Source organism: Rhodococcus sp. KBW08 (assembly GCF_003852455.1).
GTDB classification, from domain to species: Bacteria; Actinomycetota; Actinomycetes; order Mycobacteriales; family Mycobacteriaceae; genus Rhodococcus_F; species Rhodococcus_F baikonurensis.
Window position 1 is genome coordinate 227910 of the sequence record NZ_QAJJ01000005.1, and the last position, 21470, is coordinate 249379.

Below are 21470 nucleotides of genomic sequence, written 5' to 3' on the forward strand. Positions count from 1 at the left end.
CCTAGCCGGGCCGCCCGAGGGCGAAAGCCATGACGGGAAGCTGCGTCGTCGCGAGATTCAACAGAGACGCCACTCGAGCGTCCGTGAATCCTGCGATGGCGCAGCCCACAAGTCCCATCGCCTCGGTCACCAGGTACAGATTCTGAACCAGCACACCGGCATCCACGTGCATCGTGCGGTAGTGCCGCATCGCATACTTCTCGAGCGGTGCTTCCGCGTCGGCGACCACGAACAGAAGAACCGGGAACACGTCGACGAACTCGGGTTGGAGAAGGCTCGCACGAAGGTGCTCTCGTACGTCGCCCAGCCGGACAGCTTCGGCGCGGTCCGGGGCATACCGGTACACCCCGACTCCGAGCGGATCACTGGGCTGGGTGACAACCATCAACACCGTCAGTTCGCGCATCCCACCGGCCGTCGGGCTGCTGACCAGACTGTGGTGCAGCACATTTGACAGTTCGACTGCTCCCAACGCAACTGCTGCCGGGTTGTAGCGACTCCGTCGTGCCTGCAAGATGTCCGGAAAGTCCCGGGCCGGTAGTGGCGTCGGGGCCGGTAATTCAACGAACTCAGACGTCACCGGCGGCAGTGCGCCCTCGTCGAACGGTCGCTCCGACGGACTCACCGTCCGGTCCAGCGCAGCATGCAGCGATACGACGGCCTCGATCCGCTCGAGTGCGGTCACGAACCCGGGTGCAGCAGACGGGAAACCTCGGCAGCGCCGTCTATCGATACCAACTCGCCTGCGAACCACGCCTCCGGGACGGCAAAGATCGCATTCGACGCCGCGGCGGGAGTGCCGGCAAATGCCGTGCGGGCAGCCTCGAGTGTGGATGCCCGCGTCGACTCGGTGGAGTAGACGACGAGGATTGCCTGCGGCGACTTCGCGAGTACCGACTCCGTCGCTACCTGGCCGAAGTACTTTCCGTCAGGGAGGTCGCTCTCGAAGAGGTTCTTTCCCCCGGCCGCCTCGAGCACACTGCTGTAGAGACCCCTTGCCAGAGCGTAGGACTGCCCCTCCGAAACCTGAAGCATCACAGTGGGAACCGGCTCCTTCCCGGCCACGGACGCCTCGGTGGCGGCGAGCGACTTCTTGCCGTCTGCCAGGAGAGTTGCCGCTTCGTCGCTCGTTCCCGTCAAGGCGCCGAGAGCGTCGAGATCGGACCAGACGTCGTCGATCCGTCCTTCGGTGACTGCCTTGTGGCAATAGCCGCTGTTCACGAAAATCGGGATGCCGAGGTCGCGTAGTTCGTCCATGCTCTGCAATCGGTCACCGTCGAACCAGTATTCGCCGTCGGAGACGATCAGATCAGGACGGGCGTCGAGCAGTGCTTCTTTCGCGGGAACTCCGGTGCTCAGTACCGGCACGGCGGCGAACTGTTGCGCGAGATCGGGGCTCGGTGGTGAGAGGTCGGTATTCGATTGTCCGACAATGCGGTCGGCGGCGCCGAGCTGAATCAGAAGCTCCGTCATCGACGGATACAGCGAGACTATCCTTTCGGCCGACGTCGGTAACGTGATGTCACGATCACAATTCGTGACAGTGATCTTCTCGGAGGACGCTGCCGCCGAATCCGCAGTGGAGTTCCCGCAGGCGGTCAGTACAGCTGTGGCAGCTACTGCCGAGCAGAACAGCGCGGCAGTACGTTTCGATGTTTTCAAGACACTGCTTCTTTCGTAGGTAGGAGCGGAGGGGCGAACGAGAGCAGGGGACGACCGGTCAACGGATGAGTGCCGAGATGCACCTGAACGCCGAATACTTCGGACAACAGATCCTCGGTCAGAACCTCGGCGGTCGGGCCCGACGAGACAACCGCACCCTCCGAAAGCAGACACACGTAGTCGCAATAGGCGGCGGCCAGAGCAAGCTCGTGGATCGCGACAACCGTCGTGGTACCGAGTTCGATGACCAGTTCCATCAATTCGAGCTGAGCGCGGATGTCGAGGTGGTTGGTGGGCTCGTCCAGGACCAGCACCGACGGCTGTTGAGCAATGGCCCTCGCCAACATCACACGCTGCTTCTCACCACCGGACAGTTCAGCGAAGAGCCGTGATTCGAAGCCGCGCATACCGGTTCGTGCCAGTGCGGCACTGACGATGTCCCGGTCGATTTCACCCAGTCGGGAGAACGCGCTGTGATGCGGCGTTCGGCCCGTCGCGACAACCTCGCGGACACTGAACGAGAAGTCGGATGAATGCTCCTGCCCGACGACACCGATGATGCGGGCAGCCGATCGGGGCGAGAGATCGTCCCAGACATTCACCTCGTCCACCTTCACGACTCCGCTTCGAGGCTTCATCGAGCGATATAACGCGCGCAGGAGGGAGGACTTTCCGCTGCCGTTCGGTCCGACGAGCCCGACCACACTTCCCTCCGGTGCTTCCAGATCCACACCCGAAATCACCAGGCGCCCGCCCCGAACGACCTGAATTCCGCTGGCCGACAATCTCACGTCTGCGCACCGCCGTCCCGTCGAAGCAACCAGAGAAAGAACGGAGCGCCCAATCCCGCGGTGATGATCCCGAGTGGCAATTCGTTGGGCGCATCCAGCGTTCGAGCTGCAAGATCCACGATCACCAGGAAGGTGGCGCCGACGAGCGCGGTGGCGGGGAGCAGCTTGCCGTGATCGGATCCGACGAGGAGCCGTACGGCGTGCGGCACGAGTAGCCCCACGAAACCGATTCCGCCGGCGACGGATACGACCACAGCGGTCAGCAACGACGCGATCACCAGCAACAGCAATCTGGTACGACGCACATCGACGCCTACCGATTGCGCACTCTCGTCACCCATCGCCAGCGCATTGAGTTGGCGCGATTGCGTCAGCAACACCGCTGCGCACAGGGTGATCACCGCGGCCGGCACACCGAGATCCGACCAACTTGCCCCGCTCACCGAACCGAGTAACCAGAAGAGCACTCCCGAAAGCTGGCTCGGGTCGGCACGCAGCTGCACGAAACTTGTTGCAGCCGAGAGTAGATAGCCGATGGCAACACCGGCCAGGACCATGCGTAGCGGGACGAGCATTCCCTCGCGCCTTCCCAGAACGAGAACCGCGATCAGGGAGATCATCGCTCCCAGGAAGGCCGCCACCGGGACACCGATCGACAGCCCGGTTCCGATGCCCGTCGTCATGATCAGCACCGCGCCGAAGGACGCTCCCGAACCGACACCCAGAATGTAGGGATCGGCAATCGGGTTGCGCACCAATGCTTGCAGCACGGCGCCGGCCAGAGACAACCCTGCGCCGGCCAATGCCGCGATCAGAATGCGCGGGACCCGTAGTCCCCATACGATCCGATCGAGCAGTGGATCGACCGGCGGGCCACCGACGTGAGCGTACAACACTGCGAACACGTCGGCGAAGGACAGCGACGCAGCACCGGACCACACTGCGACGGTGGAGACCGCGACGAGCACAACGGCCGTGGCCACTAGAAACGGACCGTACCCACGCTGGCCGACGGGGTGTGCACGCGACGGCGCGTCAGGTACTGCTTCGCTGGTCAGCGTCATCGCGCTCCTGAGTTAGTGGCGTTCGCAGTCGTGAACAGGTGGATCTAACCATAACGACAGTCGTTTTCATTAATAGTGACATGCTCATCTGTGCGGGTGAGGGTCGGACCGCAGAGCGCTCGCCCATGCGAAGAGTGCCCCGACCAGCGCAAAGATGCACGCAACAAGGTAAGCGGTGCCGATGTCCCACCGTCCGGCAATTACCCCGGCAATCAAGGCACCCACCGGCGAACCACCCCAGGCGACCATCCGCGCCGTGGTGTTCACCCGGCCCTGAAGGCGATCCGGCGTCAGGCGTTGCCGTGCACCGATCCCATTGAGGATGGTGACAGTCGCACAGCCGGAGTAGACGGCCAGAGCAGTGATCGCGGAGGCGGTGTTGCTGGTTGTCGCAACTACGAACAGCACCGCCGGGGCGATGGTCAACGCACCGATCGTGATCGCCCCCACCGGCCACCGCGCCGGTAGGCGTGGGAGCAAGACTGCGCCCACCACACCACCGACGGAGACTGCTGTCCACACGGCCCCGATCATCGGACTCGACGTCGAAATCCCCAGCCTCTCGGTCGCGTACACCACCAGGAGCGCCGTGACAGCGCCCTGCGTCAGCGAATTGACGAAGCCGACGCCGGTCAAGGCTCGCAGGAGCGGAGACTGCCAGAGAAAGCTGAGGCCTTCGCGTATGTCACGCGCAATTCCAGATTCCGACTTCTTCGGCGCCGCAGGGGTAATCGAAAACGAGGCTCCGATCGACGCCATGGCCAGTCCTGCCAATACATAGGCCAGCGCATCAGCACCCAATGCGTAGGCCGGGCCGATCGATGCCACGAGCACTCCGGCAATCGCCGGAAAGACAACATCGATCAGCGTGCCGGCCGTCCACAGCGCACCGTTGGCGGCCGGTATCCTCTGCCGACCGACCAGAGCAGGCAGCGCTCCGAAAGCTGCAGCGTCGAACCACACGAAACACGTTCCGATGCACATCGATACGCCGACGGCATGCCACGCGGTCAAGACACCAAGCGCCTGGGCCACCGGAACACTCGCCAAGGCAAGAGCAGCTGCGGCCTGCGCACACAGGATGACCGTGCGCCGATCGACTCGGTCTGCCACCGCGCCGGCGAACAAACCGAACACGAGGTACGGCAGAACCGTCCCAGCAGCCGCGAGCGAGGTGAGAAACGGAGACCGACTGATGTCGAACACCAGGATCGGCATGGCCACTCCGGTCACCGCCGCACCGGCCACGGCAATCGTGCGGGCGGTGAAGAACAATCGAAACGATCTGTCCCGAAACACATGTGGTTGCGCTTCGACGGATCCCGTCGTCGGGGTCTCGCTCATGTATGCACTCTCTTGTACCTGTTGCTCTCCGTCGCGATCTTTCGTACGGTGGCATCGTAATGGAAATGGTTTCCATTACGGAAGGGATGACAATGAGCAACATTTCGTTCGACAGCGTCTCCAACTCGGCTCCGGCCAATGCACTCCAGGGCGTCGGCACCAATGCCCTCGTCGACAACCCGTTCACCTTCGAGCCGGTTGCCGAGGCAACGTCAGCACACGCGCTGCAGGGTGTGGGTACCAACGCTCTCGTCGACAACCCTTTCAGCTTCCAGAGCTGAAACCTTCCTTGATCCAGCCTGTTTCGACAGTCTGATCTGCTGACGACCCCGCCCGCATCCGACTCGTCGGGTGCGGGCCTCGACAAGGAGATCCGTGTACGCCCTCGCCGACGGACACCAGCTGTACCCGACCCCGGACGGTTCTTGGCACTACCTGACACCGGACGAGAACGCAGTCACGATCGGTGCGCCTGCCGAAGATCTCGCGGAACTCGACAGCTTCCTCCGACGGTCGAACTCGCCGCTCGGCGCGGGATCGATCGAGATCGCCGACGCCCTCGTCGCACGCGGCGTGCTGGTTGTTCCAGGTGAAGTACCGGAGATTCCAGTCCTCCGACATGTACTGATCGACGGAACCGGGCCCGTTGCCGATGCCTGCATCGCCCTGCTGTCCGAAGCTCTTCCGGATCTCGAAGTCATATTCACCACTGCGCCAATCGATGACGACGTCGCGGCATCGGACCTCGTACTGTCGGTTGCCGACGCTCCCCCTCACGACGCGTGGTCGGAACTCGATACCTGGTGCCGCCGCAGCCGAACTCCGTGGCAACGCGTCCACTCCGAGCTGGGCGAGATATACGTAGGCCCCTTCTTCGACGGCATCGACAGCTCGAGCTACCGGGACGTCTGCGGACGACGGCTTGCCGCGTCGCGTGTACCGGATCATCTGCAGGCACTGTGGAAACACCTCGCCGGCAGCGACCGCCGTCCGCTTGAACTTTCGCCCACCGCAGCCGCAATGGTCAGTGCACTTGCATGTTCGGACGTCGTGGCTGGTTCCTACGGCGCACCGCAATCAAACCTTCACCACCAGATCCGGATGAATCCACGAACCCTCATGACGACTCGCCATCCCGTGTTACCACTGCCAGGCGGCGTTCTCGAACCTTTGCCGACGCTCCGGTGATCTCCCTCGGTGTCGAGGTTCCGGCCGCTGACGGTTCTCTGCTCGCTACGGATGTGCTTCTCCCATCAGAGTCTTCACCTCGAGGGCTGATCGTGATCCGCACCCCGTACGGGCGTGGGTGGCATCTGGCCGAGGGAATCGAATGGCGATCGCGAGGAATTGCGTTCCTCTGTCAGGACGTGCGTGGGCGGCACGATTCCACCGGCTCTTGGGAACCGTACGTCCACGAGCGAGAGGACGGCGCCGCCCTGGCCGAGTGGCTGCAGGATCAGCCATGGACGCCGAAGTGCGTCATCGCCAGCGGGGCTTCGTACGCGGCAGGAGCCGCCTGGGCATTTGCTGCCGAGACCAACAGCGCCGATCGGTCGTTTCGCGTTGACGGCGTCGTCTCCAAAGTGCCGACCATCGGAAGCGATCGCGTCAAACGTGATCCGTCGGGGATACTTCTCCTCGCCGAGCATCTGGCGTGGTGGGGCGAGCACGGAGCTTCCTCGTCCTCCCGTGAGGGATTCATCCCGGCTCTGATGCGCTCGGATTCAGCTTTGCTGGAACATCTCCCGGCACAGTCGATGATCGAGAAGGTCGGCCTGACCTCCGATTCGCCGGGTTGGGTGACGCCGATCAACCGGGCTCGTGAACGCCGGCCGTACGGCAGCGACGATCTCGTCTCCGCGGACGACCTGTCCGAACTCGATGTCGCCGGACTACATATCGGAGGTTGGGACGACGCGATGATCCGGGAGACGCTGAGACACTACGCATCCGTGGAGCGCGGACCACAAAGTTTGATCGTGGGCCCCTGGGCGCATGACCTCCGCCCCGGAATGGTCGGCGAGACAAGTTTCGGCCACCTTCAGGTCGAGTGGATGGAATCGATATTCTCGGCGCGGCCCGCGACCATCAATCGGGTGTTCGACCGGGGTGCCGGCGAATGGTCGACCGAACCGTATGTCATGGGCGCGAATCGCGTTCGTCTCGAACCAGATCCGAGGACGGCACCTTTCAGCTTCACGCACCACGCGGACGAGGGCCGAAACGACTGTGTTGTCTGGACTTTCGACATGGAGGTCGAGTGTGTGCTGTCGGGAACGCCTTCGGCGGAGTTGACAGTGCATTCGCCCGAGGGCGAAGCCGACTGGATCGTCGAGCTGAGCATCGTCGACAGCGCCGGAGTCAGCAGGTCGATCGCTCGTGGGGCCGGCGTCAGCCTTTGCTCCGGCACGTTGACCATAGATCTCGATCCCGTGTTGCACACCCTGCGTCCCGGTGACGTTCTGTCACTGCAGATCGCCGGCTCGGACTTCCCCCGCCTCGCACGCAATCTGGGAGACGGCGATCGCTATCGGGGAACCCGCTGTACCGCACTGCACCAATCATTTTCCGGGTCGCTGACCCTGCCGATACTCGGAGGAACTGACGGTGAATGACTTGCTCGTCGACGCCCGGAGCGGCGTACTGACCTCACTCGACCCCCACATTCGCTCCGACATGCCGACGGGTTGGGTCGGGTGGGCCGCGAGGGTGGCCGATACCCGCAACTTCGGCGGCAGCAGACGGTTCCGCGCCGACCCTTACGGATTCGGGGCTTCGATACGCGACGACGCCGCGGCCCGCGGCGCGGCAACCGGTGAGGCCGTCGAGCGGTATTGCGGCAACGTGATCCCCGAAGATCTGGTCCGCAGCAGCGCGTCGGCGCTGGAGCGGTCCGGTGCACGGGTCGTCGATCCGGCGAGTTTCGCGCTGTACAGCGAGGACCAGTACCGCCTTGCCGGGTTCCCCTTTGTTCCCTTCACCTCTGCCCTGGAAATTCGCTGGGCACTCGGTCACACCATGGACGAGAAAGTGCCCACCTATGTGCCTGCAGCCCTGACGTATCTCGGGTACTACACAGGCGCCCGTCGCGGAGAACCACCGATCGCATCGTTGCAGTACGCCGGAATCGCTGCGGGACGCTCACGCGCCGAGGCCGAGATGTCAGCTCTGCTGGAACTTCTCGAACGCGATGCCACCGCACTGTGGTGGTGCGGAGACCGGTCACTGCCGGCAGTCGAACTCGCCGACTGGGAGCGGTTGCCCGCGCACCGACAGCTCGGAGATCTGGAGAGCGACACTCGAAGCGTCAGAGTGCTGCTGCTTCCCTCCCCCTTCGGCATTCCCGTAGCCGCAGTGTGGATCAGGGACGACCGACGTGGACTGGTCGCCCTGGGCACGGCTTGTCGACCGACCGTGGAAGCGGCAGTATCGAAGGCCCTTGTCGAGGCGTACGCCGTACTGGCCATCACGATCGACCTCGCCGACCCCGACGGCCCGACCTGGCGCAGCGTGGCGGACGGAACGCTGCCCGCGCACCTGTACAAACCCTTTCGGGCCGACCGTCGTTACCGAGACGAATTCGAGGCGCGATGGAAGGACGTCGTCGATCTGCCGACCGTCGCCCAGCTGTATCTCGACCCCGTGATGGCCGAGGCAGCGGAAGAGCATCTTTTCGACTACACCGAAACACGCTCGGTATCAGAGATTCCCGACGAGGCGCCGTTGAATCTGAATTCTCTGATTGCTCTCCTGACGTCCCGAGGGCACCAGCCGATTTCCGTCGATCTCACCACTCGCGACATCTCGATCGCCGGGTTACACGTCGTCCGTGTCCACTCGCCCGGCCTGTACAACAATGCCCCGGCAGCTTTTCCCCTTCTTGGAGGTAGCAGATTGACCAGCGCATCGACCACCCATCTGCATCTGCCGGTCCCTCTCGCATGAGGTCGTTGCTCGTCGACCGCCGAACCGGGATCATTCGAGAGTTGGTCGACGCCGTTGTTCCCCAGCACTTTCCGCCGGAGTTCAAGCTGATTCACTCGTATGTCTCCGACTCGGCACGCTTCTCACCCTGGTCCAGCGACTCGGCGGGTGCCGGATACTGCTTCGATCTCGGTGACCGTGCGCGACCTACCGCTGCCGCAATAGGTGAAGCGGTGGAACGATATTGCGGGAACATCGTCGCCAAACCAATCGTCCGCGGATCAGCCGAGACGGTGATCGGCGCAAGCATCGACCTGTCACGACTCGCGCGTTTCGGCGCCACCCAGTACGCGCAGCCACGGTTCCCGTTCGTCGAACCAACCGACGATCTGGAGATGGACTGGACTCTCGGAGTCGACCTGATCACGGGTTCGGATATCTGGGTGCCGGCCGAACTCGTCTGGGGTTCCTATCCTCATTTCGTCGCCCGGACGGGCCCGGCGATCTCACCGGTGGCTCAGGCGGGTCTCGCCGCCGGTCCCACGACGGGATTCGCGATACGGAATGCACTGCGCGAGATAGTCGAGCGCGACGCGATGACGCTCTCCTGGACCGGAAGGCGCGGCGTTCGGATCGTCACCGGGATGCCAGAGCAGCTCCTTCGACTGGGCAATCACGAAACCCTGTCGACGAGATGGCTGGCATTCGAGAGTGATTTCGGGATCCCGGTACTCGGCGCCCTCGTCCGCGACCACCGCACCGGATACTCGACCATGGGAACCGCCTGCCACGAGGACGCACAGACCGCTGCGTTCAAGTCGCTGGGCGAAGCGCTTCAGCTGCAACTTCTTTCCGCCGACTACGACGACCCGGAGAGCGGCATCGGTCGAGCCGCAGCCTCCCCGAACAGCCCGCTTGCGCCGTGGCGAGCCGATCGACGCTACGCGGACGTCTACCGATCGGACTTTGCCGACGTCATGGACTACGGATGCCACTTGCAACTCCACCTGGACCCGGAGATCCAAGCACGATTCGAGAGTGAGCTGGCAGGTGCCGTCGTCGGCGAGGTTGAACTCGACTCTCTGACGTCACCCATCGACACCGAAAGCGCACTGACAGGCTCGGGTTTCAGGCCGGCATGGGTCGACCTCACCACTACTGATGTTCTCCGTACTGGCCTGCATGTCGTCCGCGTCGTCGTACCCGGTTGTCTCACCAATGCGGCCGCCGGATTGCCGTTTCTCGGATCGCCGCGACTAGTCGACAGTCTTGCCGGACATCCGTCTCGCACCATCCCGTTGCCGCACTGACAGTTCGTTCAGGCCGTGATGGCGTGGGCTTACGGTTCCGGCAACGGAAGGATGCCGAGATTGGCGTCGAGACCCCCGTCGACGACGAGCGTCGTGCCGGTGATGTAGCTCGCCGCGGGGGACGCGAGGAACCAGATCGCCTCCGCCTGCTCGACAGGTTCGGCGAATCGGCCCAGAGGAATTCGGCGTTCGATTGCCGCCAGCAGTGCCGGATCGGAAGTGACGTTCGCAGTGATCCCTGTCCGGGTCAGACCCGGCGCGAGGGCGTTGATCCGAACGCCGACCCCGGCGTAGTCGATTGCGAAGGCGCGCACCAGATTCACGAGAGCGCCTTTGGTGGCGTTGTAGGCCCAGTTACCGGGATCACCCCGCAGACCGGCGACGGACGCGGTGAAGACGGCAGAGCCCTGGCTTGCGCGTAGGGCCGGAATCGCGGCCCGCAGTCCGCGAATGGGACCCCGAAGATTGACGCCGATGATGCGGTCGGCATTCTCGACGGCACGGGGAGACTCGAGCGGAGGTGTGCCCCCGGTCCCGGCATTGAGGACGGCAGTGTCGAGTCGGCCGAAGTGTTCGAGTGCGGCATCGACAGCCGCCTTGTTGACCTGCTCCTCGGTGACACTACCGACTACCGTGACCACGCCGTCGAGTCGATTCAGAGATTCCAGCCCACGTTCGGAGACGTCGACGGCCACCACGGCATGCCCACGCGAGGCGAACAGTTCGACGGTGGCCTTACCGATTCCCGATGCGGCTCCGGTGACCAGAGCGACCCGGCGTGTATCGGCGGACGGTGTACTCATGATGAGCCTTTCTACAGGTGAATTCGAGCGGGATCAGCGCGATTGAGTTCGACGTGCGTTCGACCACCACTCCGTTCTTCCTCGCTGAAACGCGGGAGCCGATCCGAGTGACTCGACAGGGTCGGGTATCAAGTCATTTGGATCATGCTGATTTGAACTATGTTGCGCTGCAACTGAAACCATAGATCACAGTCGGCAACTCCCGCACCCTCGACGTCGAACCGGGGCGTTCCGACGGCCTGCCTACAGTCTCGATCGGGTGGGCGAACTTCCGGAATTGGAAGACTTCGGACTCGAACTGGTGGCACGACGGTGGATTACCGTTCGCTGTTCGCACCCACCCATTGCCGCACCGACAGTTCGGGAACCGCAGCTTGCAACGACTCGGCGGTCTCCAGCGAGTGAAACCACGTCGGCTTCGAAATCGCGGCGCCTTCAAGCACCTGCACTGCGCGCGCGGCGATTGCTGCCGTCGCGGCCGACTGGCCACGCCCCGAAACCCACAGTGCCGGGCCCGTATCCGCTCGGGCCATCGCCACCCAACGATCCGAACCCCACAGCTTCTTCGGCACTACCTTCTGGAGAGCGGGCGCCCACGTCATGGCGGCAAGCCCAAGCGTCGCGGTGGACGTGTCCAATCGCAGGTACGCCCGCACCGGTACGCCAAGGTCGCGCGTCAGGGCATGTTGGTCCGAAAAATCGGCCCGCACAGCAGGGCCGGTGCGGTAGCCGGTCGCATCGGCCGGCATTCGAAAGCTCTTCATTCCGGTGTAGTTCCGGATCGATCGCCCGTCGGGATCGGGAAACCTCGTGCCCAACATCCCGTACGTCCACGCCGTCGCGGCCGGTCCGTGCAGTTCTCCACCGCCGAGGCCGATCACGATGTCCACGGGTCCGTCGCCGAGTCGATGCGCCTCGGCGGCAAGGACACTGGTCAATCCGGGTGCCAACCCGACGCCCATCAGGACGGGTCCGTCGACCGCTTCCAGTTCTTCGCAGTAGCTCGAGGTCGCCGTGACGTCGACGAATGCCGCCCCACTGCGTACCGCTTCTTCTGCCAGGCGAACATCCTCGAAACCCGAGGCATTCACCACGACATCGAAGTCTCGAACCACAGCCGGATACGCGCCGGGTTCTTTAAGATCAACGACGACGTCAGCGCGAGCACGATCGCGCCCGGCGGAGTACGCGGAGATTTCGGGGACCTTCGCGAGTTGTTTCATCAAGGGAATCCCGACGGCACCGTAGCCACCGAGTACCAGAACCTTCGTCATTATTTCGCCTCCCGAGTCGCTAGAGTTCGACTCTAGAGTTAAACTCTAATCATGACTGAGGTACTTCGGGAAGACACGTCGGCGCGGCGCAAGATCATCGAGGCAGCGCGCGAAGTTTTTGTCGATCCCGGCTACGCGGCCGCCACGATCAAGCAGCTCGCCGCGGCGGCGGGCGTGTCGGTGCAGAGTGTCTATTTCGTGTTCGGCAACAAGCCGAGCGTGCTGTCAGCACTGCTCGACGTGGCCGTTGCGGGCGACGAGGAAAAGACGGCCACTCTCGACCGTCCGTGGGTGGCGGCAGCGCTCGGCGCCCCACATCCACTCGGGCAACTCCGGATTCAGGTTCACCACGGACGGCTCATTCTGGAACGCACCGCGGACATCCTGTTGGCCCTGCGGGCCGCTGCTTCCGCGGACGAGGACGCCGCCCGGTTGTGGCAAATCAACCGCACTCAACGACGCACGGTTCAGGAACATCTGATGGTGGGCATCGTCGAAAAGGCACCGACCGTCGACCTCGAAACAGCCGTCAACGTGGCACTCACGCTACTCAGCCCCGAGACGTACACCGACCTCGTGGTCGGCGCAGGTTGGACCGGCCAACAGTACGAAGAATGGGTGGTCAACACCCTTGCTGCAACCCTCGGCCTGGACCGGACGGTCAAATCCCGAAAATAACCGGGTCTACTTGGTGGGCTTGTCGTCGATGTGCCGCGGGTTGTTCCACAGGCGCTCCGTCAGATCGTGGAGGACGGCAAGCGTGATCGTGTCGTCGTCCCGTCGGAGCAGCGACTGACTGACCGTCGCCCGCACCAACGTGCTGTCCGAGTGCACGAACTCCTTGACCGAACCCGGCTCCGAACTCAGTTCACGATGAGCCTGCTCGGCACTGACGTCGTCGGCATCCTTGTCGTAGAGGATGTCCTGCAAACGCAACGCCGAGACGGCCTTCTTGGGATATCCCAGCATGTCAGCGAAGGACGGATTGGCAAAAACGATGCTGCCGTCGCGGTGAACGGCCATGACCGGCACCGGAAGCCTGTCGAGGAGAATCAGGGCAGGCATCTGCTCCAGATCCGCGATCGGCGATTGTGGCGGCTGCGCAACGTTGCGGCGGCGTTCCATAACACGTCCTCTCAAGTTGCCCGAGTCGACAACAGTCTAACTGCCCAGCAAATCGCGGGTTGACTTCCCGCCCGGATGCAGTGACGAATGCCCGAATCGTGCCCGCCTGAGTCACGCCGCGAGCGCCTCCTGATCCTCCGCCAAGGAACCGTCAACAACACGATAGACAGTATCCATCCGAGACAGGTGACTTCGGTCGTGTGTCACGAGAAGGGTTGCCGCCTCGTGTTCCCGCACCACCCCGATGATCAGATCCATGACAGCGGCACCGCGCTCCTGATCGAGCGCGCTGGTGGGCTCGTCCACCACCAGCAGCTGCGGATCGTTCATCAATGCCCGCGCGAGATTGACCCGCTGTCGCTGTCCGCCCGACAGCTGGGACGGCCGTTTTCCGCTCTGATCCGCGAGCCCGACAGCGTCCAGCAAATCCATCGCTTTTGATTTCACGTCTGTGCGACGGGCCCGCGAGGTGAACACGGACTGCCCAAGATGCGCCATCACCTCGAGCTGTTCCAGAGCCGTCAGCGACGACACGAGATTGGACTGCTGGAAGACGATCCCGATCGACGAGCGTCGCAGTTCCGACGCCGACCGCCGACTCAGCGCCGCAATGTCGGTGCTGCCTTCCGGCGTCCGGAGATAGACGTGCCCGGAATCCGGACGGATCAGGGTCGACGCCACTGCCAACAGGCTGGACTTGCCCGAACCCGAGGGTCCGGTGATCGCGGCGATCTCGCCGCGGTGCAGCCGCAGAGACACGTCGTCCAGCGCCGTCACCCGCGATTGCCCGTCGGGAAACGTCAGATCGACGTTCTGGATGTCGAGAACTGTGGTGCCGGTTGTCATGGTCATCGTGCGCTCCCCAATGCTGTGAGTGGATCGGTGGTCGAGAGGAATCGAAGTGCAAAGGCCGCGCCGAGCAGACCGAGTCCGATCAATGCCACGGCAGGTACGACGGTGGTGGATGCGTCCAGGACAAACGGCATGGCGTCACCGATCAGCGAGCCGGCCACGGCCGTCAGCCCGATTCCGACGGTGACGCCGGCAATCAGGACGATGAGGGCCTGACCCAGTGCGTCGCGTACCAGAGAACCGGTGGTTGCGCCGAGCGCTTTCAACGTCGCGATGTCCGGGGTTCGCTGGATCGTCCACACCGTGAAGAACGCACCGATCACCAGGGCCGAGATCGCGAACAACATGAGCGTCATCAGGGTCAACGACCCGTTCTCCGATTTGTACGAACCGATCGCGTCGAGCGAACCGCTGACCGTCGTCGACGTCGTCGCGGCCGACTTGTCCGTTGCGGAAGCATCGGAGGCTCCGGTGACAGCCAGTACTGTCGCAACTCCGCCGCGTGGATTGGCCGCCTGCCAGTCATCGAGCGTCATCCAGACGACAGGCGAATGGCTGTACCAGTCGTCGCCGCGAACGTCACTGACGGTGAACTGCTGCGTACCGACGCTCACCTGGTCGCCGGCGCCCGCCCCCAGATCGCGGGCGGCACCTTCGCTCAACACCACCGTGCCTGACGCCGACGGCGTCACGTCACCGAAACCGCCGTCAGCACCGAACAGGGCCACCGACTTCTGATTTCCGTCGGCCAATCCTGCCTTGCCGCGGCCGATTCCGACGGGGTCGACGTCCTTCGCAGCGCCGGCCCAGGCGTTGACCTGGTCCTGCGTGAGCGCTGACTCGTCGAACGACGCCCCAGCCCCGGTGTCGGCAAACACCACCGTGTCGGCATTCATGGCCTCGATGGCCGACACGTTCTGATGGCGAAGTCCTGCAGTCAACCCGCTGAGAAAACTGACCAGAAGTGCAACCAACAGAACCACGACGGAGATCAGCGCGAAACGACCTCGCGCTGCCCGTAAGTCCCTCATTGCGACAAACACTGTGAATTCCTTTCCTGTGCTTGCCTCTACGCTCTCGCGGATGCAGACTCTTTCCATCGCACCTCGGATCGACATTCCAGCGCTCGAAAGAACCATCCCGGTTTACAACTTTTGATGGATGAACCAGGCCCGAACCTCGCTAAGCTGGGCGAGATGCACCGATCTCCGCTCACGCCTGTCTTCGCCGGCTTACAACTGGGCCTGCATGTCCTTGTCATGGCGCTGGCCGGTGTGGTGTTTCTTCGAGCGCTGATCGACGAATCCGACCTGACCGCAACGATCACCGCGTTGGCCGTGATCTTTGTTGCCGTCTATCTGTTCGGAGTCGCCAAAAGGCTGCGCGGCAACGCTGCACGCTGGTGGCTAGCGGTGCTGACCCTCGTCTGGATCGCGACGATGGCGGTGTCCGCCGACGCCGCCTACCTCGCGTTCGGACTCTTCTTCCTCTATCTCCATATTCTGCGACGCCCCTGGAGCCTGCTAGCCGTCACCGCGGCAACAGCTGTCGCCGTCATCGGCACCGGGCTGCACCGTGGATGGACGATCGCCGGCGCCGTCGGCCCGATCATCGGCGCCGCCGTGGCGGTTGCCATCGGTCTCGGCTATCAAGCGCTGTACCGCGAGGCAGCCGAGCGCGGTCGTCTCATCGACGAATTGATGAACACCCGTGAAGAATTGGCGTCGACGTCTCGCGATGCCGGAAAATTCGCGGAACGCGAAAGGCTCGCGGCCGAGATTCACGACACCGTGGCCCAAGGACTTTCGAGCATCCAGATGCTCCTTCACGCTGCCGAACGCACCGATCCGGAGAGCCCGGCCATCCGTCAGATCAGCCTCGCGCGGGAAACCGCTGCGGACAGTCTTGCCGAAACCCGCCAACTCATAGCCGAATTGACACCCGCGGCCCTGGACGGTCAATCGCTCGCCGATGCGCTTCGTCGAATCTGCGAACGCGCGAGCAGTCCTGAACTGGAAGCGCGCTCCGTGGTCGAAGGTGAGGCAATCCGGCTGCCGATGCCCCTCGAAGCAACACTGGTGCGCATCGCGCAGGGTGCGGTGTCCAATGTTCTCCGCCATGCGGATGCAACCAGAATGGCTGTGACACTGACCTATTCCGACAACACAGTCAGCCTCGACGTGGTCGACAACGGCCGCGGCTTCGACGTGAGAGTCCTCGAACGTGGACCGGCGGAATCCTTTGGCCTCAACGCAATTCGACGACGCGTCGAGTTGCAGGGCGGAACGTTCTCCATCGAGTCCGAGCCGGGACACACCGCCGTCGCGGTGACGTTTCCCCTCGAAACCGGTGAACAGTGATCCGCCTGCTGCTCGCCGACGATCACGCGATCGTGCGCGCCGGGCTACGAGCGCTGCTCGAAAGCGAATCCGACATCGAGGTGGTCGGCGAAGCAGGGACCGCCGAGGAAGCCATAGGCTTCTGTGCCACCACGCCGGTCGACCTCGTGCTCATGGACCTGCGGTTCGGGCCAGGCAAGACGGGGGTCGACGCCACCCGCGCGGTATGCGCGCTGCCGAATCCGCCGCACGTACTCGTTGTGACCAACTACGACACGGACGCGGATATCTTGAGCGCCGTCGAAGCCGGAGCCAGCGGCTATCTGCTCAAGGACACACCCCCGGTCGAGCTGCTGTCGGCCGTCCGCGCCGCTGCGAGCGGGGACAGCGTTCTCTCCCCCGCCATCGCATCGAAGCTCATGACTCGCGTCCGCAAGCCCGAAACCAGCCTCAGCCCAAGAGAAATCGAGGTGCTGAAGCTGGTGGCGGCGGGTCGATCCAACCGAGAGATCGGTAAAGAACTGTTCCTGAGCGAGACCACGGTCAAATCGCATCTGGTCCACATCTTCGGCAAGTTGGGCGTGAAGTCGCGGACGTCGGCGGTAGCTCGTGCGCGGGAGCTGGGTTCGATCTGACGTTTGTCCGAATTGTCGAAAGTAGCTGGACAGCAGCAATTTTCGCTTGCAATTCTCTTGTGTTCGAAACCCTGTTCGAATATGATTGCTTCATGGACAGCCGGGAAGCATGGCAGCTGGATGGTGAGGACCTCAAGAGTGAGGTTCTGGATCTGGTGCGCGCCCGGCACGAGTTGCAGTCGCGGATGGTGTTGCTGATCGTGGAGATGTTTTCCCGGGATGTTCTTGGCGGGAAGGGTTTCCGGGCGATCGCGCAGTGGTTGCACGGGTCGACGAATCTGGAGATCGGTGAGTGCAGTCTGCTGGTCGGGTTGGCGCGGTTGTTGATGCTCGAACCTGTGGTGGGCGATGCGTTTCACCGGGGTGATGTGGATGCGTTGAAGGCCCGGCAGGTGGCGTCGTTTTGTCAGCATCCACCGAAGAACATGACCCTGGCCGATGTGGACAAGGCCCGCGGAATCCTGCTCGGCCTGGCGTCGAAGAACATTGCAGATTGTGATGCGGTGCGGGCGGCGATCCGGCGGATCGAGAAGCAGTACGGCAAGCGTGAGGACGGAGTTCCGGTCGGCGAGGATTCGGAGCGCAATGAGTTCTACGCCTCGAAAGGCTTGTACGGGCGGGTCTCTGTGAAGGGTGACTTGGATGCTGTGAACGGGGCCTGTCTGATCACCTTGTTGTCTAGCCTGTCCGCTCCGACACCGGAGAAGGACGGCGTCAAGGACACTCGCACTCCTGCTTTACGACGCGCGGACGGGTTTTGTGAGTTGTTGCGTCGGTACGAGCGGGCGGGGTTGGGTCCGATCGAGGGTGGGGTGAAACCGCACATCACGGTAACGGCCAGCGCGAAAGACATGACCGACCTCAAAGCATTGAAAGATCTGTTGCCGTCCACTGAGGAACTGGGGTTCGCGTGGATGGATTGGGTGGGTCCGATCAGTATCGACACTGCACGGATGCTGGCCTGCGACTGCACCGTGACGCGGATCTTGTTGGATGAGAATGGTGTTCCGCTCGACTGCGGTAAGGAAGCCAGAACAGCGACGGTGCCGCAGCGGCGGGCGTTGGCAGTTCGGGATGGCGGGTGCGCGTTTCCGGGGTGTGGGACGCCGTCGGGGTGGTGCGACGCCCACCATATCGTTCACTGGAACGATGGTGGCCCAACGGATCTCGACAATCTGATCTTGTTGTGCGGTCATCATCATCGGACGTTGCACCACACCGAGTGGCGGGTGGAGATTGGCCCGGATCGGAAGTCGGTGTTTTATCCGCCGATGTCGATCGACCCGTATCAGCAGCCGATCGGCGGGAACAGTCCACCTACCGCCGCCTGAACGGGCATAACTGAAAATGCCAGCGTATGCACCGGGGAGAAACCATGCCTCGGGGCATACGCTGGCGTTTTCAGCTGCACTCGATGTCCGTCTTGCGACAGCATCTGTCTCCACTTCGACACGCAGGACCAATAGGGTCGAGGAATGTCTTTCTGCGAACCCGCCCGCGTTGTCACCGTCACGTCACTGACCCCGCACATGCGGCGAATCAGCATCGAAGCAGAAGGTGACTGGCACTGGCCGACCGGCGGACAGGGCGACGAGCGCATCGACATCGCGTTCCCGAAACCCGGTGAAACAGAAGCAGAATACGACTACTTCAACAATCCCGACTACGGCAAGGCCGATCTCGGAACCGAGCCACCGTGGCGGCACTACACCGTGCGCAAGGTGCACGACGGCGGCCGACGTCTGGACATCGACTTCGTCGTGCACCCTGGCGGTATTGCAGCGGATTGGGCCCTGCGGGCCGAACCAGGTCACCTACTAGGCGTCTTCTGGTCGGACAGTTCGCGTTCCCATTACCAAGCACCGGCGGGTCCTCGTTGGCAGCTGCTGGTCGCAGACGCCACGGGTCTCCCCGGACTGGGCAGGATTGTCGAAGAACTTCGAGAGGGCGATGTCGCACAGGCGATCATCGAGGTCGAAACCGAAGAGGATCGACAGGAATTCGTCACTCGCGGCGACGTCACGTACACGTGGCTCGTGGGGAGTGGTCTCGGAAAGGCGCCGAGCGCGCTGTTCGAGGCTGTGGAGAAGGTCGAGTTTCCCGAATCCGAATCGGCCGACGTCTACGCCTGGGTGGCGTGCGAAAGCGCAACCAGCCGTCGTATTCGTAAGCATCTGAGGGAAGTTCGAGGAATCGCTCGCGACAAGCACAATGTTGTCGGGTACTGGCGAGAGGGCGTCGACGGCCACGTTTCCGGCATGAACAGCGAAGAAGTCACCGTCGGCGCCTGAGCCCCGTGATCACTCTGCCGGCAGCGTGTCGGCAGATTCTGCGACTGTAGCTTCTGCGTCAGCCGGCTCTTTGTCGGCCGGCTGCACGTCAGCGGGCTTTTCCGCCAGCATCTCGAACAATGCCCGGCGTGCTTCGGCGAGAATTGCCTCTGCCTTGGCTACCTGCTGAGCGGTCCCACCTGCGGCTACCGCGACGGCGGCACCTCGGAGTAGACCCATCGCGGGGCGGAGAGTTGCGCCGGCTTCGCCGAAGTGAGGGCGGCCGTGTCCGCGACCACGTCGGCCTTCAGGGCGTCCTTCAGGACGTCCATCTGCTCGATCTTCGAAGCGACCCTCGGGGCGCTCTCCCTCGAATCCTCGACGGAAACCATGTCCACGATGCGGACCTCGACGGCCGTGCTCGCGACGTTCTTGCATTTCTGGGTTGTTGTGTGGGGCGTACATGTTGTCCTCCTGGACTGTCTGTGTTTGTTTGACGTATCGACGATATATCGACAATAGATCGAACGCAAGGGTTCGAAGAATAATTCCCGCCCACTCATCCGGATACGCTGAATCCGTGAACACGGATCTGCAAGCCCAGGCCGCCGACGTCCTACGCCGCCTCGCACTCGACGAATCCCTGAAAGAACGCACCATGGCGGACGCTGCAACGGCAGCACTCGCACGGAAAGTGGCCGCTCGCTACATCGGCGGCGAAACCATCGACGACGCCTTCGGTCGTCTTCCCTCGATCTTCGCCCGAGGGCACAAGGCGAGCATCGAATACACCGGCGAGAGCGTCCGGGATCCCGAGCTCGCGAACGCCGAAACCGACGTTTTCGTGGAACTGGCGGAACGGATCGGCACGTCGGGTGTCGACAGCACCGTGTCGTTCGACCTCTCACACATCGGCTTGGTGATCGATCCGGAGCAATGCTTTCGCAATGTCGTGCGCCTGGCCGAGGCCACGGAACACGCAGGTGCCGAGCTGATCATTTCCGCCGAAGCGTCCGATCGCACCGACCTGGTCCTCGACATGCACGCGCGGCTGGCCGAGCGTTTCACTCACGTGGGAATCACCGTTCAGGCCCGACTGCACCGGACCGCAAAGGATCTCGCCGCTCTGCTGGACCGACCCGGTCGCATCCGTCTCGTGAAGGGCGCCTTCCTCGAAGCCGAATCCGTCGCCTACCCGCGCGGTAGTGCCGAACTGCGCGGGGCGTATCTCGACTACGCAGCCCGGATCGTCGACTCGGGTCACCAGGTTTCCATCGCGACGCATGACCGCGACATCCTCGAAGCATTACGCGCAGAACATGGTTGGGCCTTGGAACAGAGCCATGTCGAGTTCGAGATGCTGCTCGGCCTCGGTACCGAGCAACTGGACGCACTCCGAGCAGCGGGGTTCACCACACGCGAATACGTCATCTTCGGAACACAGTGGTGGCTGTACGTGCTCAATCGCATTGCCGAAGAACCGGAGCGTGTCTATACCGCGCTCATCGACGCCGCGTCTACATGACCTCGGATGGTCGTCGGGTCGATGGGATCTCGATGAGTTCGACGATTGCGCCGACCGAATCCTGAGTGTCGTAGTACGCAAAACCTCCGTCCCCGTTCGCCCCATAGCCGTACCCCGACTGAATCAAATCGACGTCGTATTGCGCCATTTCGATCATCGCGTCCTTGATCGACGGGACGACAAAACCCAGGTGGTGCAATCCGAAACCATGACGCGAATGCCATTCGTGGTACGAGCTGGGGCCTTCGAGCAGTTCGATCAGCTCGATTTGGGGACCGGCACCGACAAACGCCAAGCGCATGCCGAATCGCCCTTCCTCACCTCGGTAGCTCAACTCCGGAACGTTGTCGGGCCCATACGTGTAGATCGACCAATCGTCTCGGCCGAGAATGCCGCTCCACAGTGCAACGGCCGATTCCAGGTCAGGCACGATCATGGCGATCTGCGCCACCGGGTTCCCCCGCAAGGGTTCAGGGAGCGAGTCTGCCTCAACGCCTATCACTTGCCACTCCTCGTTCGGTTCGGTTATCGGACCAATTCAACAGCAGTCCG

24 protein-coding genes are annotated in these 21470 nt (G+C 63.0%); 11 read left to right on the forward strand and 13 right to left on the reverse strand.

Features of this window, described 5'->3' with window-relative positions; genetic code table 11:
* Position 1: 1 nt before the first annotated feature.
* From DBV08_RS06605 to DBV08_RS06625, 5 genes are all read right to left on the reverse strand, one after another.
* A complete protein-coding gene (locus tag DBV08_RS06605; RefSeq protein ID WP_124566908.1) occupies positions 2–685 on the reverse strand; it encodes a SagB family peptide dehydrogenase in 684 nt (227 codons plus the stop codon).
* A complete protein-coding gene (locus DBV08_RS06610) occupies positions 682–1662 on the reverse strand; it encodes an ABC transporter substrate-binding protein (RefSeq protein ID WP_124566909.1) in 981 nt (326 codons plus the stop codon). Before DBV08_RS06610 ends, DBV08_RS06605 begins: the two co-directional genes overlap by 4 nt.
* Positions 1659–2453, reverse strand: a complete 795-nt coding sequence (locus DBV08_RS06615; RefSeq protein WP_124566910.1) for an ABC transporter ATP-binding protein — start codon at positions 2451–2453, stop codon at positions 1659–1661. The genes DBV08_RS06610 and DBV08_RS06615 overlap by 4 nt, the downstream gene beginning before the upstream one ends.
* Positions 2450–3517, reverse strand: coding sequence for an iron ABC transporter permease (locus DBV08_RS06620; protein ID WP_124566911.1), 1068 nt, complete (start codon positions 3515–3517; stop codon positions 2450–2452). Before DBV08_RS06620 ends, DBV08_RS06615 begins: the two co-directional genes overlap by 4 nt.
* An 84-nt stretch (positions 3518–3601) precedes the next feature.
* Positions 3602–4861: an MFS transporter gene (locus tag DBV08_RS06625; RefSeq protein ID WP_124566912.1), complete on the reverse strand. Its 1260-nt coding sequence runs from the start codon at positions 4859–4861 to the stop codon at positions 3602–3604.
* A gap of 92 nt (positions 4862–4953) precedes the next feature.
* Here DBV08_RS06625 and DBV08_RS06630 point away from each other — a divergent pair, with 92 nt between their 5' ends.
* The 5 genes from DBV08_RS06630 (at position 4954) to DBV08_RS06650 (ending at position 10095) form a co-directional block, all read left to right on the forward strand.
* Complete coding sequence (locus DBV08_RS06630) at positions 4954–5142, forward strand: streptamidine-related RiPP repeat protein (RefSeq protein WP_003943543.1); 189 nt, start codon at positions 4954–4956, stop codon at positions 5140–5142.
* 94 nt (positions 5143–5236) lie between these two features.
* The gene (locus DBV08_RS06635; RefSeq protein WP_124566913.1) at positions 5237–6049 is read left to right on the forward strand and encodes a hypothetical protein; all 813 of its coding nucleotides are present in this window, start codon (positions 5237–5239) and stop codon (positions 6047–6049) included.
* The gene (locus tag DBV08_RS06640) at positions 6046–7476 is read left to right on the forward strand and encodes a CocE/NonD family hydrolase (protein WP_124566914.1); all 1431 of its coding nucleotides are present in this window, start codon (positions 6046–6048) and stop codon (positions 7474–7476) included. Before DBV08_RS06635 ends, DBV08_RS06640 begins: the two co-directional genes overlap by 4 nt.
* Positions 7469–8806 carry a YcaO-like family protein gene (locus tag DBV08_RS06645; protein WP_124566915.1) on the forward strand — a complete coding sequence of 446 codons (1338 nt, stop codon included), beginning with the start codon at positions 7469–7471 and terminating at the stop codon, positions 8804–8806. Before DBV08_RS06640 ends, DBV08_RS06645 begins: the two co-directional genes overlap by 8 nt.
* On the forward strand, positions 8803–10095 hold the full coding sequence (locus DBV08_RS06650; RefSeq protein ID WP_124566916.1) for a YcaO-like family protein: 1293 nt from the start codon (positions 8803–8805) through the stop codon (positions 10093–10095). Before DBV08_RS06645 ends, DBV08_RS06650 begins: the two co-directional genes overlap by 4 nt.
* Positions 10096–10124: 29 nt before the next feature.
* On the opposite strand, the gene DBV08_RS06655 is transcribed toward DBV08_RS06650, so the two are convergent.
* Both DBV08_RS06655 and DBV08_RS06660 read right to left on the reverse strand, forming a co-directional pair.
* Positions 10125–10898 (reverse strand): SDR family NAD(P)-dependent oxidoreductase, encoded by a 774-nt coding sequence (locus DBV08_RS06655; RefSeq protein ID WP_124566917.1) that lies wholly within the window; start codon positions 10896–10898, stop codon positions 10125–10127.
* A 317-nt stretch (positions 10899–11215) separates the two neighbouring features.
* A complete protein-coding gene (locus DBV08_RS06660) occupies positions 11216–12172 on the reverse strand; it encodes a sugar nucleotide-binding protein (protein ID WP_124566918.1) in 957 nt (318 codons plus the stop codon).
* A 51-nt stretch (positions 12173–12223) separates the two neighbouring features.
* On the opposite strand from DBV08_RS06660, the gene DBV08_RS06665 reads away from it, so the two are divergent.
* On the forward strand, positions 12224–12850 hold the full coding sequence (locus tag DBV08_RS06665) for a TetR/AcrR family transcriptional regulator (protein ID WP_003943606.1): 627 nt from the start codon (positions 12224–12226) through the stop codon (positions 12848–12850).
* 6 nt (positions 12851–12856) lie between these two features.
* Here the strand turns inward: DBV08_RS06665 and DBV08_RS06670 are convergent, their stop codons facing one another.
* From DBV08_RS06670 to DBV08_RS06680, 3 genes are all read right to left on the reverse strand, one after another.
* A complete protein-coding gene (locus tag DBV08_RS06670; RefSeq protein ID WP_003943598.1) occupies positions 12857–13297 on the reverse strand; it encodes a PAS domain S-box protein in 441 nt (146 codons plus the stop codon).
* 111 nt (positions 13298–13408) lie between these two features.
* Positions 13409–14143, reverse strand: coding sequence for an ABC transporter ATP-binding protein (locus tag DBV08_RS06675; protein ID WP_397486954.1), 735 nt, complete (start codon positions 14141–14143; stop codon positions 13409–13411).
* Positions 14144–14145: 2 nt separating this feature from the next.
* Entirely contained in the window at positions 14146–15192 is a 1047-nt protein-coding gene (locus DBV08_RS06680) for an ABC transporter permease (RefSeq protein WP_185564480.1), read from the reverse strand.
* A 114-nt stretch (positions 15193–15306) separates the two neighbouring features.
* Here DBV08_RS06680 and DBV08_RS06685 point away from each other — a divergent pair, with 114 nt between their 5' ends.
* The 4 genes from DBV08_RS06685 to DBV08_RS06700 all read left to right on the forward strand — a co-directional run bounded on the left by DBV08_RS06685 (position 15307) and on the right by DBV08_RS06700 (position 19414).
* Positions 15307–16509, forward strand: coding sequence for a sensor histidine kinase (locus DBV08_RS06685; RefSeq protein ID WP_124566920.1), 1203 nt, complete (start codon positions 15307–15309; stop codon positions 16507–16509).
* Entirely contained in the window at positions 16506–17123 is a 618-nt protein-coding gene (locus DBV08_RS06690; protein ID WP_124566921.1) for a response regulator transcription factor, read from the forward strand. The genes DBV08_RS06685 and DBV08_RS06690 overlap by 4 nt, the downstream gene beginning before the upstream one ends.
* 92 nt (positions 17124–17215) lie before the next feature.
* Positions 17216–18454: an HNH endonuclease signature motif containing protein gene (locus tag DBV08_RS06695; RefSeq protein WP_124566922.1), complete on the forward strand. Its 1239-nt coding sequence runs from the start codon at positions 17216–17218 to the stop codon at positions 18452–18454.
* Positions 18455–18598: 144 nt separating this feature from the next.
* The gene (locus DBV08_RS06700) at positions 18599–19414 is read left to right on the forward strand and encodes a siderophore-interacting protein (RefSeq protein WP_095969390.1); all 816 of its coding nucleotides are present in this window, start codon (positions 18599–18601) and stop codon (positions 19412–19414) included.
* A gap of 9 nt (positions 19415–19423) precedes the next feature.
* Here the strand turns inward: DBV08_RS06700 and DBV08_RS06705 are convergent, their stop codons facing one another.
* Both DBV08_RS06705 and DBV08_RS06710 read right to left on the reverse strand, forming a co-directional pair.
* Complete coding sequence (locus DBV08_RS06705) at positions 19424–19633, reverse strand: hypothetical protein (RefSeq protein ID WP_095969389.1); 210 nt, start codon at positions 19631–19633, stop codon at positions 19424–19426.
* On the reverse strand, positions 19600–19785 hold the full coding sequence (locus DBV08_RS06710; protein ID WP_124567036.1) for a hypothetical protein: 186 nt from the start codon (positions 19783–19785) through the stop codon (positions 19600–19602). Before DBV08_RS06710 ends, DBV08_RS06705 begins: the two co-directional genes overlap by 34 nt.
* 188 nt (positions 19786–19973) lie before the next feature.
* Here DBV08_RS06710 and DBV08_RS06715 point away from each other — a divergent pair, with 188 nt between their 5' ends.
* Positions 19974–20918 (forward strand): proline dehydrogenase family protein, encoded by a 945-nt coding sequence (locus tag DBV08_RS06715; protein ID WP_124566923.1) that lies wholly within the window; start codon positions 19974–19976, stop codon positions 20916–20918.
* Here the strand turns inward: DBV08_RS06715 and DBV08_RS06720 are convergent.
* Positions 20911–21420, reverse strand: coding sequence for a VOC family protein (locus DBV08_RS06720; protein ID WP_124566924.1), 510 nt, complete (start codon positions 21418–21420; stop codon positions 20911–20913). The two genes, DBV08_RS06715 and DBV08_RS06720, sit on opposite strands and share 8 nt — an antisense overlap.
* Positions 21421–21470: the final 50 nt, after the last annotated feature.

Coding starts and splice junctions, on each gene's coding strand:
- DBV08_RS06695 (WP_124566922.1), top strand. CDS start 17,216: ATGGACAGCCGGGAAGCATGGCAGCTGGATGGTGAGGACCTCAAGAGT.
- DBV08_RS06650 (WP_124566916.1), top strand. CDS start 8,803: ATGAGGTCGTTGCTCGTCGACCGCCGAACCGGGATCATTCGAGAGTTG.
- DBV08_RS06620 (WP_124566911.1), bottom strand. CDS start 3,517: ATGACGCTGACCAGCGAAGCAGTACCTGACGCGCCGTCGCGTGCACAC.
- DBV08_RS06700 (WP_095969390.1), top strand. CDS start 18,599: ATGTCTTTCTGCGAACCCGCCCGCGTTGTCACCGTCACGTCACTGACC.
- DBV08_RS06630 (WP_003943543.1), top strand. CDS start 4,954: ATGAGCAACATTTCGTTCGACAGCGTCTCCAACTCGGCTCCGGCCAAT.
- DBV08_RS06675 (WP_397486954.1), bottom strand. CDS start 14,143: ATGACAACCGGCACCACAGTTCTCGACATCCAGAACGTCGATCTGACG.
- DBV08_RS06685 (WP_124566920.1), top strand. CDS start 15,307: ATGGATGAACCAGGCCCGAACCTCGCTAAGCTGGGCGAGATGCACCGA.
- DBV08_RS06655 (WP_124566917.1), bottom strand. CDS start 10,898: ATGAGTACACCGTCCGCCGATACACGCCGGGTCGCTCTGGTCACCGGA.
- DBV08_RS06625 (WP_124566912.1), bottom strand. CDS start 4,861: ATGAGCGAGACCCCGACGACGGGATCCGTCGAAGCGCAACCACATGTG.
- DBV08_RS06705 (WP_095969389.1), bottom strand. CDS start 19,633: ATGGGTCTACTCCGAGGTGCCGCCGTCGCGGTAGCCGCAGGTGGGACC.
- DBV08_RS06665 (WP_003943606.1), top strand. CDS start 12,224: ATGACTGAGGTACTTCGGGAAGACACGTCGGCGCGGCGCAAGATCATC.
- DBV08_RS06670 (WP_003943598.1), bottom strand. CDS start 13,297: ATGGAACGCCGCCGCAACGTTGCGCAGCCGCCACAATCGCCGATCGCG.
- DBV08_RS06660 (WP_124566918.1), bottom strand. CDS start 12,172: ATGACGAAGGTTCTGGTACTCGGTGGCTACGGTGCCGTCGGGATTCCC.
- DBV08_RS06710 (WP_124567036.1), bottom strand. CDS start 19,785: ATGGTTTCCGTCGAGGATTCGAGGGAGAGCGCCCCGAGGGTCGCTTCG.